Source organism: Agrobacterium sp. H141 (assembly GCF_057158725.1).
Window position 1 is genome coordinate 3,788,178 of record NZ_CM169893.1, and the last position, 15,558, is coordinate 3,803,735.

At 58.4% G+C, this 15,558-nt stretch carries 14 protein-coding genes; all 14 read right to left on the reverse strand.

Features of this window, described 5'->3' with window-relative positions; all coding sequences use genetic code 11:
* Positions 1 to 387: 387 nt before the first annotated feature.
* Positions 388 to 2,085: a flagellar basal-body MS-ring/collar protein FliF gene (fliF, locus tag ACWPM9_RS17830; protein WP_428185981.1), complete on the reverse strand. Its 1,698-nt coding sequence runs from the start codon at positions 2,083 to 2,085 to the stop codon at positions 388 to 390.
* Between the two features lie 244 nt (positions 2,086 to 2,329).
* The gene (locus ACWPM9_RS17835) at positions 2,330 to 2,659 is read right to left on the reverse strand and encodes a hypothetical protein (protein ID WP_484757676.1); all 330 of its coding nucleotides are present in this window, start codon (positions 2,657 to 2,659) and stop codon (positions 2,330 to 2,332) included.
* Positions 2,660 to 2,729: 70 nt separating this feature from the next.
* Entirely contained in the window at positions 2,730 to 3,287 is a 558-nt protein-coding gene (gene cheD, locus ACWPM9_RS17840; protein WP_428185983.1) for a chemoreceptor glutamine deamidase CheD, read from the reverse strand.
* Positions 3,284 to 3,673, reverse strand: coding sequence for a response regulator (locus tag ACWPM9_RS17845; RefSeq protein WP_428185984.1), 390 nt, complete (start codon positions 3,671 to 3,673; stop codon positions 3,284 to 3,286). Before ACWPM9_RS17845 ends, cheD begins: the two co-directional genes overlap by 4 nt.
* Entirely contained in the window at positions 3,673 to 4,728 is a 1,056-nt protein-coding gene (gene cheB / locus ACWPM9_RS17850) for a protein-glutamate O-methylesterase CheB (RefSeq protein WP_484756009.1), read from the reverse strand. Before cheB ends, ACWPM9_RS17845 begins: the two co-directional genes overlap by 1 nt.
* Entirely contained in the window at positions 4,725 to 5,633 is a 909-nt protein-coding gene (cheR, locus tag ACWPM9_RS17855) for a protein-glutamate O-methyltransferase CheR (RefSeq protein ID WP_428185986.1), read from the reverse strand. The genes cheB and cheR overlap by 4 nt, the downstream gene beginning before the upstream one ends.
* Positions 5,630 to 6,097, reverse strand: a complete 468-nt coding sequence (locus ACWPM9_RS17860) for a chemotaxis protein CheW (protein WP_428185987.1) — start codon at positions 6,095 to 6,097, stop codon at positions 5,630 to 5,632. The genes cheR and ACWPM9_RS17860 overlap by 4 nt, the downstream gene beginning before the upstream one ends.
* Positions 6,098 to 6,101: 4 nt before the next feature.
* Entirely contained in the window at positions 6,102 to 8,357 is a 2,256-nt protein-coding gene (locus tag ACWPM9_RS17865; RefSeq protein ID WP_428185988.1) for a chemotaxis protein CheA, read from the reverse strand.
* Between the two features lie 17 nt (positions 8,358 to 8,374).
* Positions 8,375 to 8,740, reverse strand: a complete 366-nt coding sequence (cheY1, locus tag ACWPM9_RS17870) for a chemotaxis response regulator CheY1 (RefSeq protein WP_428185989.1) — start codon at positions 8,738 to 8,740, stop codon at positions 8,375 to 8,377.
* Complete coding sequence (locus ACWPM9_RS17875) at positions 8,737 to 9,036, reverse strand: STAS domain-containing protein (RefSeq protein ID WP_428185990.1); 300 nt, start codon at positions 9,034 to 9,036, stop codon at positions 8,737 to 8,739. The genes cheY1 and ACWPM9_RS17875 overlap by 4 nt, the downstream gene beginning before the upstream one ends.
* A 135-nt stretch (positions 9,037 to 9,171) precedes the next feature.
* Complete coding sequence (locus tag ACWPM9_RS17880) at positions 9,172 to 10,818, reverse strand: methyl-accepting chemotaxis protein (protein WP_484756010.1); 1,647 nt, start codon at positions 10,816 to 10,818, stop codon at positions 9,172 to 9,174.
* A 364-nt stretch (positions 10,819 to 11,182) separates the two neighbouring features.
* The gene (locus ACWPM9_RS17885; protein ID WP_484756011.1) at positions 11,183 to 12,847 is read right to left on the reverse strand and encodes a CRTAC1 family protein; all 1,665 of its coding nucleotides are present in this window, start codon (positions 12,845 to 12,847) and stop codon (positions 11,183 to 11,185) included.
* Positions 12,844 to 14,256 (reverse strand): cytochrome c family protein, encoded by a 1,413-nt coding sequence (locus tag ACWPM9_RS17890; RefSeq protein WP_484756012.1) that lies wholly within the window; start codon positions 14,254 to 14,256, stop codon positions 12,844 to 12,846. Before ACWPM9_RS17890 ends, ACWPM9_RS17885 begins: the two co-directional genes overlap by 4 nt.
* Before the next feature lie 21 nt (positions 14,257 to 14,277).
* Positions 14,278 to 15,483 carry an ROK family transcriptional regulator gene (locus ACWPM9_RS17895; protein WP_428185994.1) on the reverse strand — a complete coding sequence of 402 codons (1,206 nt, stop codon included), beginning with the start codon at positions 15,481 to 15,483 and terminating at the stop codon, positions 14,278 to 14,280.
* Positions 15,484 to 15,558: the final 75 nt, after the last annotated feature.

Below are 15,558 nucleotides of genomic sequence, written 5' to 3' on the forward strand. Positions count from 1 at the left end.
CTTCAGGATGCCGCACCGTCCCAAAGGCGTATCTTATATTGTTCGAAGCGGGCCACGAATCAGTTCATTCTACGTCATATGATTAGAAAGGCTACAACCTGTACGGGGCACAGAAGCCCGCAAGCATAACATGCCATGCCTGCCAGCCTATCCATACGCTTATTGTTCAGGGTGTTACCGTGCTCAATCCCGCCAGCAGAAAAAAGCGTGGGTAACATTTGTCGAATGAAATCATTGACGAGCGTCAGCGCGGCAGGTCTCACCCGTGCTCGATCGGCCGTGACGGTCACAAAGGCGATTTTATGGCGTGACCCGTCATTATTCCTTCGCAAACAAAAAAACCGCGCCTTTGAAAAGCGCGGTTTTCGATGATTGTTGCGGCCTCGATCAGGCCGCCTTGTCTCTTTCGACGGCCCATTTGCGGAGGATCTTGGCTGCGCGTTCTTCGCTGAGCTCCACCATCCGCGACAGGCGACGTTCGGGGCCTTCCTTGACCCGGCGATTGAAGCCGCCATTGGGATCGTCGTCCAGATCGAGCATATCGTCCGTCGAGTCGAAGCCGAAGTCCGAGCCGAAGCCTTCCATGAGCCCGCCGCTGTCGCCACCCGCCATGGCCGGCGAGAAGTCGGGGAGTTCCAGACCAGCGCCTTCTTCCGACGAGCCGGCTGCAATGCTGGCTGTGCTTCCGCCGCCCACCGAGCGAACCATCGGACGGATCCCCATCCAGACGACCAGGAATGCGACTGCAACAAAGGCCAGCGAGTTGATGATGCCACCGAGGTTGCGGCTCAGCATGTCCATGACACCTGGACCGGTCGCGGATTCTTCGAGCAACTGGTTCTCGAGGAAGTCCATGGCGGTCAGGGTGACCACATCGCCGCGCTTGTCGTCAATGCCGGCGGCAGACGCAACGATTGTCTGCATCTCGGCAAGATAGGCGTCGATTTTGGCCTGGTCAGCGGGTTCGCCAACCATTTTGGCAAGACGACCCTTGTTGACGACAACGGCAACAGAGATCTTTTCTACCGTGTAGCCGTTCTTGACTGTGGCGACAGACTTGCTGTTGATTTCGTAGTTGGTCTGCTCTTCCTTCTTGTCGGCTTCGTCAGAGGAGGCCGGACCACCGGAGCCACCTTCGGGGGCGCCCTGCGGGATATTCTGTTCGACCGTTGCAGCGGTATCCTGCTGCCGTGACTCCGATTTTGTCGCTTCCTTGGTCACGCGGACGGAGCGTTCGACACGGGATTCCGGGTCGTAGATGGTTTCCTGAATCTGCTGCGTATCGGTATTGAGCTGCGCAGTGACCGAGGACCGGAAGTTGTCCATGCCGAGGAATGGTGCCAACGCCTTGTCGATGTTGGATTCGATTTCCTGCTGAACCGACTGGACGACGCCAAGGGAACGTGTGGCAGCGCCACCGGATTCATCGCCGGAGGCCAGGAGCTGACCGGTGGAATCGAGAATTGTGACGTCTTCAACATCGAGACCCGGTACCGCCGAGGCGACCATATGCCGAATGGAGGCGGTCGCCTTGCGGCCAGTCGTCGAACTGGCGCGGATCATGACGGATGCGGTTGGTTTCTGCTCGCCACGGCGGAAATTGCCGACATCCGGCATGACGATGTGAACGCGTGCGGCGGCAATACCTGTGATCTGTTGAATCGTGCGGGCGATTTCGCCTTCGAGAGCGCGAACCCTGGTCACTTCCTGCATGAACGATGTGAGGCCAAGCGAACCGACATTGTCGAAAAGCTCGTAGCCGGCATTGGCGCTGTTGGGCAGGCCACGCTCGGCCAGCATCAACCGGGCTTTTCCGGTCATGCCTGCGGGCACACTGATGCTCTTTCCATCGGTGCCGACTTCGAAGTTGATGCCCGTCTCGGCGAGCGCCATGCTCACCTGATTAAGGTCGACATTCTCCAGACCGACATAGAGCGTTTCATATGCAGGCTTGTTGACATAGATGGCACCGGCCAGGATGAGGGCGATTGAAACAATGCCGACACCTGCTAGAGCCATCAGTCGTGCCTGGCCAAGCCCGGCCAGGTTTTTAGTGACCTGAACTAATTGATTTAACAGATTCATTCTGTCTCACACCGTCTAACGAAGGGTTTAAGGCTTCTTGCCTTAGTGAGACTAATATAAGTCGAAACTTGTGCGAGCGTTTCGTTCAGGCAAGTTTCGCGAGCATATATGCAGTGCAAGATACTGGCGGAATTGGTGTAGATCGCGCAGCACAGATGGTCGGTCAGACACAACAGGTGCGCCCGAAGACCTTGTTATGCTTCGAAAGCCGTCATCCGATCAGCCGCAGTATTCGCCTCGTTCCCTAGAAGAGATCAAAGTCGCCCGAGGCTTTATCGAGGGGCTGCGAATGGCCGTGACGGAAGCCTGCGCCCAGAGATTTCTGCATCTCGGCAAGCTTCACCAGGCTAAGGGCCGTAGAGACATCCACGACCCAATCGTCCGAAATCGTGCCGGTGATCGTGTCGATGAATTCTGCCAGGCCGCGGGCCTTCTGCACAGCCAGATCAATGCCTTGCATGATCTTGAGACTGTCGGGAGACTCCAGGATCTTTTCACCGCCAAGTTCGAGAACCTGCGGTTCGATACGTTCGATCAGATATGCGACATCATGTAATTCGGAAACCACACGCATCAGGACGTCAGGCAAAGTTTCTTCCACGAGTGAGGTCTCCCTTACATACATTACGCTCCAGCCTCTTGGGCTAGAAGAACTCGATTGAACTCTCGACCGGCTTGCTGACCGGAACGACTGGCTTCTGTTCCAGTGCCACCGTCTTCTGTGTCTCTGCACCCGTCAGCGGATACTGACGTGCCCGACCACTGACCGGCCAGAACTCGAGCTTTCGACCATGGTCCCCGCCCGTGGAGGAGCCAACAACCGTTATCCCTTCATCGCGCAGGAACTGCATGGCAAATGCCGCGTTCTGTTCGCCGACATTGGAGAAGGTCGCAATTGTCTTGGCTCCACCGAAGACCTTGGCTTCAAGACGGTCACGCCGCGCGCCCTTCTTCAGGAGGCCGTTGATCAGCAACTCCATCAGATGAACGCCGTAACGTGTCGCATCGCCGCCGCCCGCACCCGGCGTGGCCGAGCCTGGAAGCAGGAAGTGGTTCATGCCGCCAACACCGGCGACAGGATCGCGCAGGCATGCTGCCACACACGATCCCAGGATCGTTGACAGAACCACATCTGGATCACTGACAACCTTGTACTCCCCCTGGATAATGTGGACCCGCTTGGCCGCGCCTTCTGCTATCATTTCAATGCTCCGAATACAGCTTCAATCGCCGCCTTCATCTTGTCGATGGTGAAAGGCTTGGCGAGAACGTTGTTGGCTCCAAGCTGAGCGGCCTTCTGCACCAGTGCACGGTCTCCCTGTGCGGTCAGAATGATGAAGGCAGCCTTCTTGGTGGTGGGGTTCGCGCGGACGTGCTGCAGAAATACCAGTCCGTCCATCTTGGGCATGTTGAAATCGGAGATGACAAGGTGATGCGGCTGCTGGGCCATGATCTTCATGCCCTGTTCGCCGTCACCTGCCGCAGTAATTTGCTTGAAACCGAGCTGCGTCAGAGCATCACTGAGAAGCAGTCGGCTCGTAACCTGATCGTCAACGATCAGAACTTTAATTTTTTCTGCGATAGACATTAGTCGATACCTTCTTTTCGGGCGGCTGCAAGTTTGAGAATTTCTTCGCCAATGGAATTCAACGGTAGTTGGTGCTCTACGGCACCCAGCTCATAGGCAACGCGCGGCATGCCGTAAACGACGCACGTTTTTTCGTTTTGGCCGATCGTGCGCGCACCGGCGTGCCGCATTTTCAACAAACCGGACGCACCATCGCGGCCCATCCCAGTCAGGATAGCGCCAATAGCGTTACGTCCAGCGAGTTCGGCAACGGAGTCGAACAAAGCATCCACCGACGGGCAATGACCGTTGATCGGTGGTCGTTCGACCAGCCTGCAGCAGGGTGCCGATGCGTTCGTCACCTGTAAATGACGGCTTCCACCGGGCGCAAGAAATATTTTGCCGATCTCCAGGCGCGCTCCATCGGTTGCCTCCTCAACAACCGGCGCGCACAGACGATTCAACCGTTCAGCGAAGCTTTTGGTGAATGTCGGCGGCATATGCTGCGTAATCACCGTGGGCGGGCAGTTACGCGGGAAGTTCTGCAAGACGTTGATCAATGCCTCGACGCCGCCCGTAGAAGAGCCGATGGCAACGATTTTACGACCCACCCGAAATTCAACGGTAGGCGCCGAATTGGCAGCTGGCGGCGGCGAAGCCGCACGCTTGTTGCTGTAGCGCCATCCCGAACGCGCGGCCGCTTTAACCTTCTCAGCAAGGTCACCGAAGGGCTGACGCTCGCCGGGTGCCGGCTTTCCAACGCAGTCGAAAGCGCCGATTTCCAATGCCGTGAGCGAGGCCTCCGCGCCGTGATGGGTCATGGTGGAGACCATGATCACCGGCATTGGCCGCAAGCGCATGATTTTTTCGAGGAACTCAAGTCCGTTCATGTTCGGCATCTCGATATCGAGAGTGACGACATCCGGATTGAGCTGTTTGATGGCCGCACGGGCCTCTATCGCATCGCCTGCCTGACCGACAACGTTCACTTCCGGATCGGAATTGAGCACAGCCGAGATCAGTCCCCGCATCGTAGGTGAATCATCGACGACAAGAACGCGTGCCGGATTGGTCATGCACCCCTCCCGCCGAATTTTCCGGTGTAGCGATAGGTGGTGATGCCGATATTGTCGAACTGGTTCTTCGCATCGCCCGAAACGCGCTCGGAGTGTCCGATATAGAGATGACCGCCCTGGGGAAGCAGACCGGCAAAGCGGTTCCAAATGCGCACCTGGGTGGGCTCGTCGAAATAGATAACGACGTTACGGCAGAAGATCACATCGAACGGCCCCTTGAACGGCCACTGGGCCATCAGGTTCAGCTCGTTATAGGTTATGAGGCGCTTGACCTTGTCGTCGACCTGGAATTTGCGACGTCCGTTGATGTCGACTTCCTTGAACCATTGCTTGCGCATGGCAGGGCTGACCGTCTCCAGCGCCTGTTCGTCATAGGCACCCTGACGGGCGATTGCCAGGATCTTCGGATCGATGTCCGTGGCCAGGATCTTGAAGTCGTACTCCGCTGCATTCGGCAGCATGGCAAGCACCGTCAATGCGATGGAGTACGGTTCCTGACCGTCTGAGGATGCCGCTGACCAGATGCGCACGCGCCCGCCGCTCTTGGCGCGGGCGATGAGACCTGGCAACACCTCATCGCGCAGATGCTCGAAGTGATGATTTTCGCGGAAAAAGCGGGTGAAATTGGTGGTCAGATGCGAGAGCATTTCACGACGCTCGGCTGCACCTTCCTGCGAGGACACCAGGTTGCAATAATCACGGAAGCCACGCAGGCCGAGGTTGCGAATATGCTTGGACAGCCGTGAATAAACGAGAGACGCCTTGGAATCGTTGAGCGCAATACCGGCATCCGAATAGATCATTGCAGCAATCTCATTGAGATCGCGGCGCGTCAGAGGGTATTCGCCAGATGCCAATACCTCATCATCGTTCAACCGGGTTTTTGTTTGACTCAACATGCTCATGCAGCTTCACTCTCAGCATCGGGGAACAGTGCACCAAGTTCGATAAGGCATATCATCCGCTTTTCGATGGCGAGAATGCCACGGGCATATTGCTTTTCGAGGTCTGATGAGACTTCCGGGGTTGGTTGAATGATATCGTCCGTAACTGTCAGAATGTCGGAAACGGCATCGACCAAAAGACCAATGACGCGGCTTTTCACTTGCGCGACGATGATGACATGGCGTGCCGTGGGTTGGGTGGGCGGCATGCCAAGTCTCTTCGCCGTATCCACGATGGGCAAAACCGCACCGCGTAGATTAATGACGCCGAGGACATAAGACGGTGCATGGGGAATTCCCGTTGCAGGCGTCCAGCCTCGAATTTCGCGTACAGACATGATGTTGACGCAAAATTCCTGATCGCCGATACGGAAAGCAATAAGCTCCCGTATGCCCTGGCTCAGAGTTTTTACGACGTCCGACATGACCTTATCCCGCGACGGCTAGCGACATTTCTTGTTTCAACGATTGCCCCCGCGAGGCGGCAACAACGGCATCGACGTCGAGAATGAGCGCAACGCGGCCATCTCCGAGGATCGTTGCAGCAGCGATGCCGGGCACGTGGGTGTAGTTGGCTTCGAGGCTCTTGATGACGACCTGGCGCTGACCCTGGATCGCATCGACCATGAGCGCGCGCTGACCGCCACCTTCGGATTCAACCAGCAGGGCGACGCCATCCACCGGATTGGCCTGCGAGCTGCGGAAGTTGAGAATGCGACCGACATCGACCAGCGGGCAGAAGGAATTGCGGATCGAGATAAGCCGTTGATTGGCGCCGAAGGAGTGGATGCTCTCGGCTTCCGGCTGCAGTGTCTCGACGATCGCCGTCAGCGGAACCACCAGGGTCTGGCCAGCGACTGTGACAACCATACCATCGAGAACCGCAAGCGTGAGCGGGAGGCTCATGGTGAAGGTTGAGCCGAGACCCGGACGTGAGTTGATCGAGATACGACCGCCCAGCGCCTGAATGGACCGCTTGACCACGTCCATGCCGACGCCACGACCGGAGATATCGGAGATCTGGTCCGCCGTGGAGAAGCCCGGCATGAAGATCAGATTGTCGACTTCCTCGTCCGTCAGATTGGCATCGGCAGCGATGAGTTCGTTGTCGATGGCCTTCTGCTTGACGCGTTCGCGGTTGATCCCGGCGCCGTCGTCAGCCAGTTCGATGACAATGCGGCCGGAACGGTGTTTCGCAGTCAGCTTGACGGTGCCTTCCGGGTTTTTGCCGGCGGCAGTCCGCTTTTCAGGTGTTTCAACGCCATGGTCGACGGCGTTTCTGATCATGTGGGTCAAAGGCTCGGCCAGCTTGTCGATGACCGTCTTGTCCACTTCGGTGTTTTCACCTTCGGTGATCAGGCGGATCGACTTGCCGACCATATCGGCCACTTCGCGGACGATACGCGACATGCGCTGGAAGACCGGCTTCACCGGCTGCGCGCGGATGGCCATGACCGAGTCCTGGATCTCGCGGGTGAGCTGCTGCAGCTCTTCGAGGCCCATATTGACAGTGGACGAACCATTGTTGTCGTTGTCGGTCACACTCTGCGAGAGCATGGCCTGGTTGATGACAAGCTCGCCGACGAGGTTGATCAGACGGTCGACGCGATCGAGATCGACGCGGATGGTCTGGCCAGCCGATGAATTGGCGGCAGCGGCGGCGGCATTGTTCTGTTGAGCGGCGGCCGCGGCGGCTGCAGCAGACATGGCCTTTGACGGGCTTGCTGCCGCACTTGCAGCCGCATTGACCACATCCGTCGCAGTCTGTGCGGCGGCAACAGCCTGCGCCGTGTCGCTTTCAGCCGGTCCGTCATCGTCGAGAGCAGAGAGATCGAAAGGTACTGGCACCATAGGAAGTTCTTCCTTGGCTGCACTTTCGTCCGTCTCTTCGCGCGCCGTCACTTCAAGTTCGCAATCCCATTCAGCGAATTCGAAGACCGAGCGAATTCCTTCTTCACCCGCTTCAGGCGAAATCTGGATCGTCCATTTGAAATAAGCTGCTTCTGGATCCATGTCCGCCAGGGACGGCAGGTCATCCATGTTGCAGTTGATGCTCATCTCGCCAAGCTTGGACAGATTGCGCAAAAGCAGCGTCGCATCATTGCCCTTGGAGTAGAGGTCAGCGCGTGGCTTGAAACTGATGTCGAAGGTCGTTGCGGCCGATGCTTCGTCATCGCCACCGAACTCATCGAATGTGAACGGAACGGGCTGGAAGCCACTGTCATCCGTCGGTGCAGGCGCCGGGGCTGCGGCTTCAGCCGGTGCGGGCGCTGCTGCGGCCGGTGCAGACGCCGGCAGCGCCTCCCCATTTGCAAGCGCTTCCAGCTCCTTGACGAGGCCGGCGGAGCGGGATGCTTCAACCGAAGTTCCGTCGCGGGAGGCATTGGTCAAATCGGCCAGCACGTCTGCCGACTTGAGCATGACCTTCATTACTTCAGGGCCGGGCTCGAGCTTGTTGGATCGAACGCAATCAAGAGTCGTTTCAAAGACATGCGCAAAGGCCACCAGGTCATCAAGACCGAATGCACCGGCACCACCCTTGATCGAGTGAACCGCGCGGAAAACGGCGTTTACCGTCTCCGGGTCCCGATCTCCATCGTTCATTTTCAGCAGACCGGATTCCAATTCGGCGAGCTGCTCCTCGCATTCCTGGAAAAAGATCTCTTTGATTTCGTTCATATCCATAGGAGAAGTTCCCGGTATTAGGCGGTTACACGCTCAATCGCATCGATCAGCTTGGTCGGATCAAATGGCTTTACGATCCAACCGGTGGCCCCCGCCTGACGGGCGCGGTTCTTTTTCTCGGCATCACTTTCCGTGGTCAGCACCAGGATCGGGATAGCGCGAAATTTTTCGTTGCGACGAACGCCTTCGATGAAGCCGAAGCCGTCGAGACGCGGCATGTTGATGTCCGTGACGATCACGTCCGGATCGCAACCTTCGAGAACTTCAAGTCCTTCAATTCCGTCTTCGGCCTGGATGGTCTCAAAGCCGGCATTGTTGAGGGTTACCAGAAGCATGTTCCGGATTGTCCGCGAATCATCGACGGTCAAAACCTTCTTCTTCATTGCTGAATCTCCTTCGCGAGCAGATGATCAATATTTACGCCGATGAGCTGTAGAGTTTTGGTGAAAGTCTCCGATACGCTGGCGAATGAGTAAGACTTCTTGTCCTCCTCCCACGCCTTGGCGCCGGCCATCAAAACCTGAACGCATGGAGTGCTGACGCGCTCAACCTCGGAGGCGTCGATCGCCAGCGGCTTGCCACGCAGAGACAGAAGGCTTTCACGAAGCGTGGAGGCCTCATTGAGATCCAGCACAGCGGACAGTTTCAAACTGCCTTGCGCGCTTTTCTTGGGTGCCATCAATTCTTTCCTTGTCTTCCGTTCCCGGATGTCATGCGCTCGCGAAAAGCCGTGTCAGAAGCAGTGAACCGCCGCCTTCTGACGCATTTCGTGTTCGCCTTCTTCCTGTGTATACGAATGTGGTAAATAATCCCCTCACGTCGCCAACCCCGCTATCTGGGCGGGAAAGACATTCTCGTCGTCATAGGAAACAAACGCGACCGCGGGGTCGGCGCGATTGAAACCGGACAGCTCGGAGTGCTGTGCACCATTGGCTGCAAGGGCTATTTCCGGCCGGCGGGCCGTGACCGTTTCGCGGCGGCGAATGCGGAAGCGACGTACTGTTTCACCCAATTCAAGGATGACAGTCTGAAGGTCATCCGCTTCGGCGCGAGCCGCTTCTGTTTCATGGGCATGCTCGCGGGCGCCGGCTCCGATCTCGCGGATGGTACCTGCGACACGATCGACATCCTGCGCATGCTCTCCGGTGCCACGGGCCAGAATGGAGACAGTGTCGTTGATACCGGCGACCTGTCCGGCAATCTCGCCGATGGCCTTCTGGGTCTGGCCAACAATATCCACGCCCGCCTCGACCTGGCTCTTGGTCGTCGCAACAAGGTTCTTGATTTCGCGTGCGGCTTCTGCGGAGCGTTGCGCAAGTGCGCGCACTTCCTGGGCAACGACCGCAAAACCGCGGCCGGAATCGCCAGCGCGCGCGGCTTCGATACCGGCGTTCAACGCCAGCAGATTGGTCTGGAAGGCAATCTCGTCGATCGAGCCGATGATCTTGCCGATCTGTTCGGCCGAGGCTTCGATATCGGCCATGGCGCTAATTGCGCGGCCGGCGACCTGACCACTTGCTTCAACGGAACTGCGCGTTTGGCTGGCAGCTTTTTCTGCCACCTGACAGCGATCCGCACTTTCGCGAACGCGCCTGGTCATGTCTTCCAGTTCCGACGATGTGTCGGAGAGAAGACGCAGCTGGGTATCGGCACGCGTTGCGTTGCGCTGCGTGCTGGCCAGGGTCTTTGCGATCTGCGCCTCGACAACGGCGACGCGCTCGTCGAATTGGGTGAAAACGGACTGGATTTCTTCCATGCCGTTATTCAACTGCTCCGCGAGACCCTTGTATTCCCGTGGGAGTTCGCCCTCTACGCGGCGGCTCAGATCACGATCGGCAAAGGCTTCCAGTACGGCACCGAAGGCATTGACGACATCTGCGCGGTCATGCTTGCGCTGATCGGCCAGATCGCGTTTGTGCTTTTGACGCAATTCGTTGAAGCGCAGCGAAACGGCGATGTCGACATCGACCATGACCAGACGCAGCAGCGCGTGGGCAAGACTGTTGAGTTCGTTGTTGCGACGCTTGGCCGATGAAAGAAAACGTCTGCTGCCCAGATCCGCCATGATACCGGTGAGGATATGCTCGAGCACGACGGCATGGCCAAGCACGCGCCAGCGGGGATCGAGCCCAAGGCGACTTTCGGTATCGGCCAGCACTTTGGCCCGCTCGGCATACAGTGCGTCGAAGCGCGCATCCGTCAGGACATCCCAATGGGAGGTCAGAAGGTCCTGAAAACGATCAAACTGCTGTTCAGACGTGAAACAGGCGGCGGCATCCGGAAAGCTGGCGAAACGGTGGAAAAGGTCACGAAGGCCGGCTTTGACAAAGGGCTCAATGAAGGAACGGTGCAAGCGCAGGCATTCGCCTGCTTGCGCATCGAAGCCGGCAAAGCGCAACCGTTCACGCAGGCCGCCCGCCTGGGTGTTGGTCGCCTTGTCTGTCGATTGCCCCTCGTTCAAGCACAAAGTCCTCAAGCACTCGCGATGCCTTTCGGCATCGGCGCGGCCACACCAATCAGGGTTTTCTGTGTGAGATTGCGGGTTTTCGCCGTGCCGGGGATCACTCCTCGGCAGGCAAAGCCGTTCTCACCAAAGATCAATCCTGAGACTGTTTTAATGAAAACATACCGGGCCAGAACCGGTACAACGGTGCGGCGTCATGCCATATGCGGACCACGCGTTTGTGTGTCCAATCCGTCGTATACCCCAAGTCTTATGGTTAATTCCTTGCTCGAAGGTTAACTCAGGTTACCACCACGGCACATTTATACAAGTAAGACCTAAAAAAGACGCAACTCGTATGTGGGGCGCCCAAGATCAGCGACTACGGCAGGTTCCGCCTTGAGGAGAACCAGTATTTGGCGGCTATTGCGCCCCGGCGGATGACCACGTGCTGATTGGCGAAAATCCGATAGGGAGGACTCCACTCTCCATCAGGCCATTGAACGCGCACGACCGCGCGCTCATTCACGCCCAGCCCGAGATGGGTAAAGCCCAACTGCCCCGAGGCATGACCGCCACCGACCTGCACGGTTCTGACCTGCGTGAGTGTGCCGGCACGAACGTTGATCCTGGCACCGATACCGTTCGGATTGATCTCGCCATTGTCCAGTTCGATCTTGGTCCAGTTGCCCAGTGGGCGGTAGCCCCAGTCCGTGCGGGCGCCCAGATTGCGGAACAGGCTGGCTTTCTGGCTGCGGTTGACGACGAGGATGTCGAGCATGCCATCGGCATTGAAATCTTCCACCAGACCTCCGCGGCCCTTGGTCCGAAGGGCAATGCCGGCTGCGTCTCCTTCTTCCTGGAATTTGCCGGCGAAATCCGACAGCAACAGATTGTCGGGATCAAAAGAGGCAAATTCCGGCATCTGTTCGACATTGCCCTTGGCGATGAAGAGGTCGAGATTGGTATCGTTGTTCACATCGGCGAATTGGCTGTGCCAGCCGGTGGAGGGTCGGCGATCATCCCCTGCATAAGGGCGATGTGCGGTGGTGCCGCGCTCGAAGGCAATGTCCCGATAGGTGGGGCGGTCCTCCTCGGCCTCGTCATCCAGTGTCTGCAACATGGTATCGCCCATGGATGTCAGCGCATATTCCGGCAGACCATCAGCGTTCAGATCGGCCTGGGCGATGCCCATGCCCCAGATTTTCAGCGACGCCCAGCCCTGCGCGGTTGTGTATTGGCGTGGGGGACGGCCCGGATCGATCTGCCAGAGCTGCTCCTTGCCACCTCTATAATATTGCCGGTCGTTGGTGACCCTGAGCGAAGGCTGGCCAGAGCGGTTCCAGTCGGTAAAGAGCATGGAGAGCGTGCAATAGCTCGGATCGAGCTTGAAAGGCTCGGAATAGTCCGGAGTTTCCTTGTTTGCCGTGGGGCGCATCAACTCGTTGGGGCTGCATGTGCCAAACGGCGTGCCGGGCGCGCTGCGGTCGACATAGTTGCCGAAGGCAAGGGTGGGATAGTGCGCAGCCGCCTCCCAGGTGGCGGAGAAGGCTGTCGTCCAGTCGCGCCCGCCTGCGAGCGAGAAGGCACGATTGGCCTTTTCAAAACGGCAATCTGCAGCGCCCTTCAGCACGATATTTTCGCCAAGTCGGAGGAGAACGAGATCCGGATGGCGGTCATTGTCGATATCGACCGGATAGGCGCCAAGGACGGATTTCAGGTCGCGTTCGGTGAGATCAAGGGTAACCTTTTCGAACTTCAATGCTCCGCCAGCGGCGCTCCGGTTCACATAGAGACCAAGTGCGCTCGTGCCGCCGGCCAGCAGTAGATCGGGCATGCGGTCGCCGTTGCAATCGAAGCTCGCCGCACCGCCGCCGACGAAGAATTCCCAGCCGCCGGTGTAGGAATGATCAATGCCGGCCGCCAAGGCCTCTTCGTTGAAGCGCGGCACGTCGCCTGCGAAGGGCTTCTCGTCTTCCGCGACAACGGAGGAGGCGAAAGCCGTGATGGCCAATGCAATGACGGGTAAACTGAAATGATTTTTCATGGCGTGATCACCAGCGTTTTCAAAAAGGCAATGATGCGGTTCCGGTCGTCTTCGGATGCAGCGATATAGGCATCGCGCGGGGTGCGGGCTGCACCGCCATGTGCACGAATGACCTCGTCCATGGTCGTGATATCATTGCGATGACCGTAGGGTTCGGTCGATGCGATGCCCCAAAGTTCGGCGGTCATGAAAATATTGCGATCGACAAAGCGCTGGGCCAGCAATTCATTGCCCAGTTGTTCGACACTGTTGTCGGTGATCACATGGCGTTTGAGATCGCCGTAAAGCGGCACCAGAACCTCGCCTTTTTCGTTGCGCGGCAGGGTTTTCGTCCATTCCAGCAGAGCCAGATCATAGGTCGCGACCTGCTCCACCTGAGTGTCGTTCAAGGTGCCGGCGACATCGCTTGGACCGGGATCGGCAAAGGACAGACTTTTCAATGGAAGGCTGGGGCGATGGCAGCTGGCACAGCCGAGTTTGTCGAAAACCTGTTCACCCTCCTTGGCCAGGATCCGCCAGCGCTCGTTATCCGGGGTGATGCGGACCGGCGCGGGCAGACCGGCCTGCCAGGCAACGAGGGCGGAAATATCGCCGTCGCTCATTTCATCAGCGGTTCCGTCGTCATCGAAGTCGGCGGTCCCCGTCCAGCGAGAGCCGAAACGCTCGGATGCTTCCATGCCGTGATGCTGGTTCATGGCATTGACCGAGAACTGACGCAGCGATGTCATCACGCCCTTCTGGGTGAAGGGACGAATGACGAGATCCATATCAACGCCATCCAGATCCTCCAGATCGACGATGCCATCGGGGTGAACCGTCAACCAGCCGAAGTCGACACCCTTGGACGACAATGGGACCCGCTGGCTTTCGCCCGATCGTGCCGCTTTCTCCAGGGCTGCATCCCGCGCGGCCTGAAGGTCTAATGTCATCTCACGGGCCAGGAGTTCAACCAGACCAGACCCAAACAGGTGATTGGTGCCGCGCTCGTTTGAGAACTGCGGATCGGTGGTGTCGAAATCTGCGCTCTCGAACCCCTCCGAGACAAAGACATTGGTGACGAAGTCCCCGGCCCCGCCGGCGACCGGCATATTGTGGCAGGATGCACAGGAATTGGCGTCGAGACCGGCCGTGCGACTGAATTCGCTGGCCACCGGGTGACGACGTTTGGTGGGCACGATCGCCTGGGTGGCGCCAGGACGCCCCGCACCGTCCAGCATGGTGAAGCGGGCCTTGAAAAGCTCCTCCCCGATCAACCGCAAGGTGGCCAGCTCTTCTGCTGACAAGTCTCCAGAGACGGTCAGGCCGGCGGCGCCCAGCGCTGGTGTGCGTTCCTCCCAGGGCTCAGCGGCCGCCGATGGCGATGCCGCTGCCACCAGCCCCCATAGCAATACCCTCTGCAAATACTTCATCTTCCCTCCCCCTGTTCCCGCTTAGGGAACAGTCAAAACAATATCCTCGTCAATGAGGTCGAGCGCGCGCTCCAGATGACCTTCGAAAACGAGCTGCGGTTCGTCCGCAGCAACTGAAATCTCCGGCAGTCCCTCCATCCGGACCACCTGAGACTGTGAAAGTCCCTCGACCAGCCCCGCGCGCAACAGGTCGAAATACCGAGCGCCCGGTCCGGTGACCGTGATTGGCATGCCGCCGTTCAGGCTGAGAACGCGCGACAGCCCATAGCCGAGTGCCAGGCCTGCCTCGCGGAAGGCATAGCCCGGGCGGCGTTCGCCATTTCTGGCGCTGGCTGCAAGCTTGTCGACTTCGGCCAAGGGCACGAATTTGGCCGGGATGGTATCTCTTGGGACCTCGAAGGCGCTGCGCAGAATGGCGTAGAAACCGGCATAGGCCTCGATACAGCCGTGCGCACCGCACCGACACAGAGCCACATTGGGCACATGCAGCATGTGACCGAAATTGGGAGCGGTTACTTCCAGTCCATCGACCGAGCGCCGCAGCGCCAATCCAAGACCGATGCTGTGGCCCAGCGACAGGCTGGCCAGTCCCTTGAAGGCCCTGCCCTTTTCCTGAGCGGCCCGCCGGCCAAGAGCGCGGGCGACGAGCAAAGTCTCATTGCTCAAAAGAATGCGCGAGGGCCAGCGATCCGATAGGCCTTCGGCGAAATCGACACGTTCAGAGCCAAGCACCGGCGACCACATCAAAACCGGTTCGTTGGGCTCGACGATGCCCTTGCTGCTGATTGAAATGGCCCGAACCTGTTCGGCAGAAATCTGCGAGCGCTCGGCAATCCGGCCCAAACCGTCGCGGATGGCCTGAAGAAAGGCGCCTGCGCCTCCCTCGACACGCGGTTCGACGAAACGGTCGATCAGGCGCCCGGAATAATCCGCAAGGGAATATTGCATGGCGTCGGAAGAGATGATGATCACGATGAGATAGGCGATGTCGCGTCTTTGCGTGAAGAGTACACGGGGACGCCCGCGACGCGCCGCAGCCTGTGCTTCCGACTTTTGCAGAATATGCGCGCGCTCGAGATCGGCTGTGATGGCCGAGACCGTGGCCGAGGACAAATGTGTGATGTCTGCAATTTCAGTATGCGAAAGCTGGCCCTTCCGGCGAACTGCCTTCAGTACCAATATGCTGTTTTGCAGCCGGACCAATTCGGTGCTCGACTTGGCAAGCATCACTAGGTCCCCTCCCTATCGACAGGCTTACGCGGCGCTTCTCCCGGGACTGTCCGGCCGGCTTCTATAACCTCG

Coding starts and splice junctions, on each gene's coding strand:
- fliF (WP_428185981.1), bottom strand. CDS start 2,085: ATGAATCTGTTAAATCAATTAGTTCAGGTCACTAAAAACCTGGCCGGG.
- ACWPM9_RS17835 (WP_484757676.1), bottom strand. CDS start 2,659: ATGCGTGTGGTTTCCGAATTACATGATGTCGCATATCTGATCGAACGT.
- cheD (WP_428185983.1), bottom strand. CDS start 3,287: ATGATAGCAGAAGGCGCGGCCAAGCGGGTCCACATTATCCAGGGGGAG.
- ACWPM9_RS17845 (WP_428185984.1), bottom strand. CDS start 3,673: ATGTCTATCGCAGAAAAAATTAAAGTTCTGATCGTTGACGATCAGGTT.
- cheB (WP_484756009.1), bottom strand. CDS start 4,728: ATGACCAATCCGGCACGCGTTCTTGTCGTCGATGATTCACCTACGATG.
- cheR (WP_428185986.1), bottom strand. CDS start 5,633: ATGAGCATGTTGAGTCAAACAAAAACCCGGTTGAACGATGATGAGGTA.
- ACWPM9_RS17860 (WP_428185987.1), bottom strand. CDS start 6,097: ATGTCGGACGTCGTAAAAACTCTGAGCCAGGGCATACGGGAGCTTATT.
- ACWPM9_RS17865 (WP_428185988.1), bottom strand. CDS start 8,357: ATGGATATGAACGAAATCAAAGAGATCTTTTTCCAGGAATGCGAGGAG.
- cheY1 (WP_428185989.1), bottom strand. CDS start 8,740: ATGAAGAAGAAGGTTTTGACCGTCGATGATTCGCGGACAATCCGGAAC.
- ACWPM9_RS17875 (WP_428185990.1), bottom strand. CDS start 9,036: ATGGCACCCAAGAAAAGCGCGCAAGGCAGTTTGAAACTGTCCGCTGTG.
- ACWPM9_RS17885 (WP_484756011.1), bottom strand. CDS start 12,847: ATGAAAAATCATTTCAGTTTACCCGTCATTGCATTGGCCATCACGGCT.
- ACWPM9_RS17890 (WP_484756012.1), bottom strand. CDS start 14,256: ATGAAGTATTTGCAGAGGGTATTGCTATGGGGGCTGGTGGCAGCGGCA.
- ACWPM9_RS17895 (WP_428185994.1), bottom strand. CDS start 15,483: ATGCTTGCCAAGTCGAGCACCGAATTGGTCCGGCTGCAAAACAGCATA.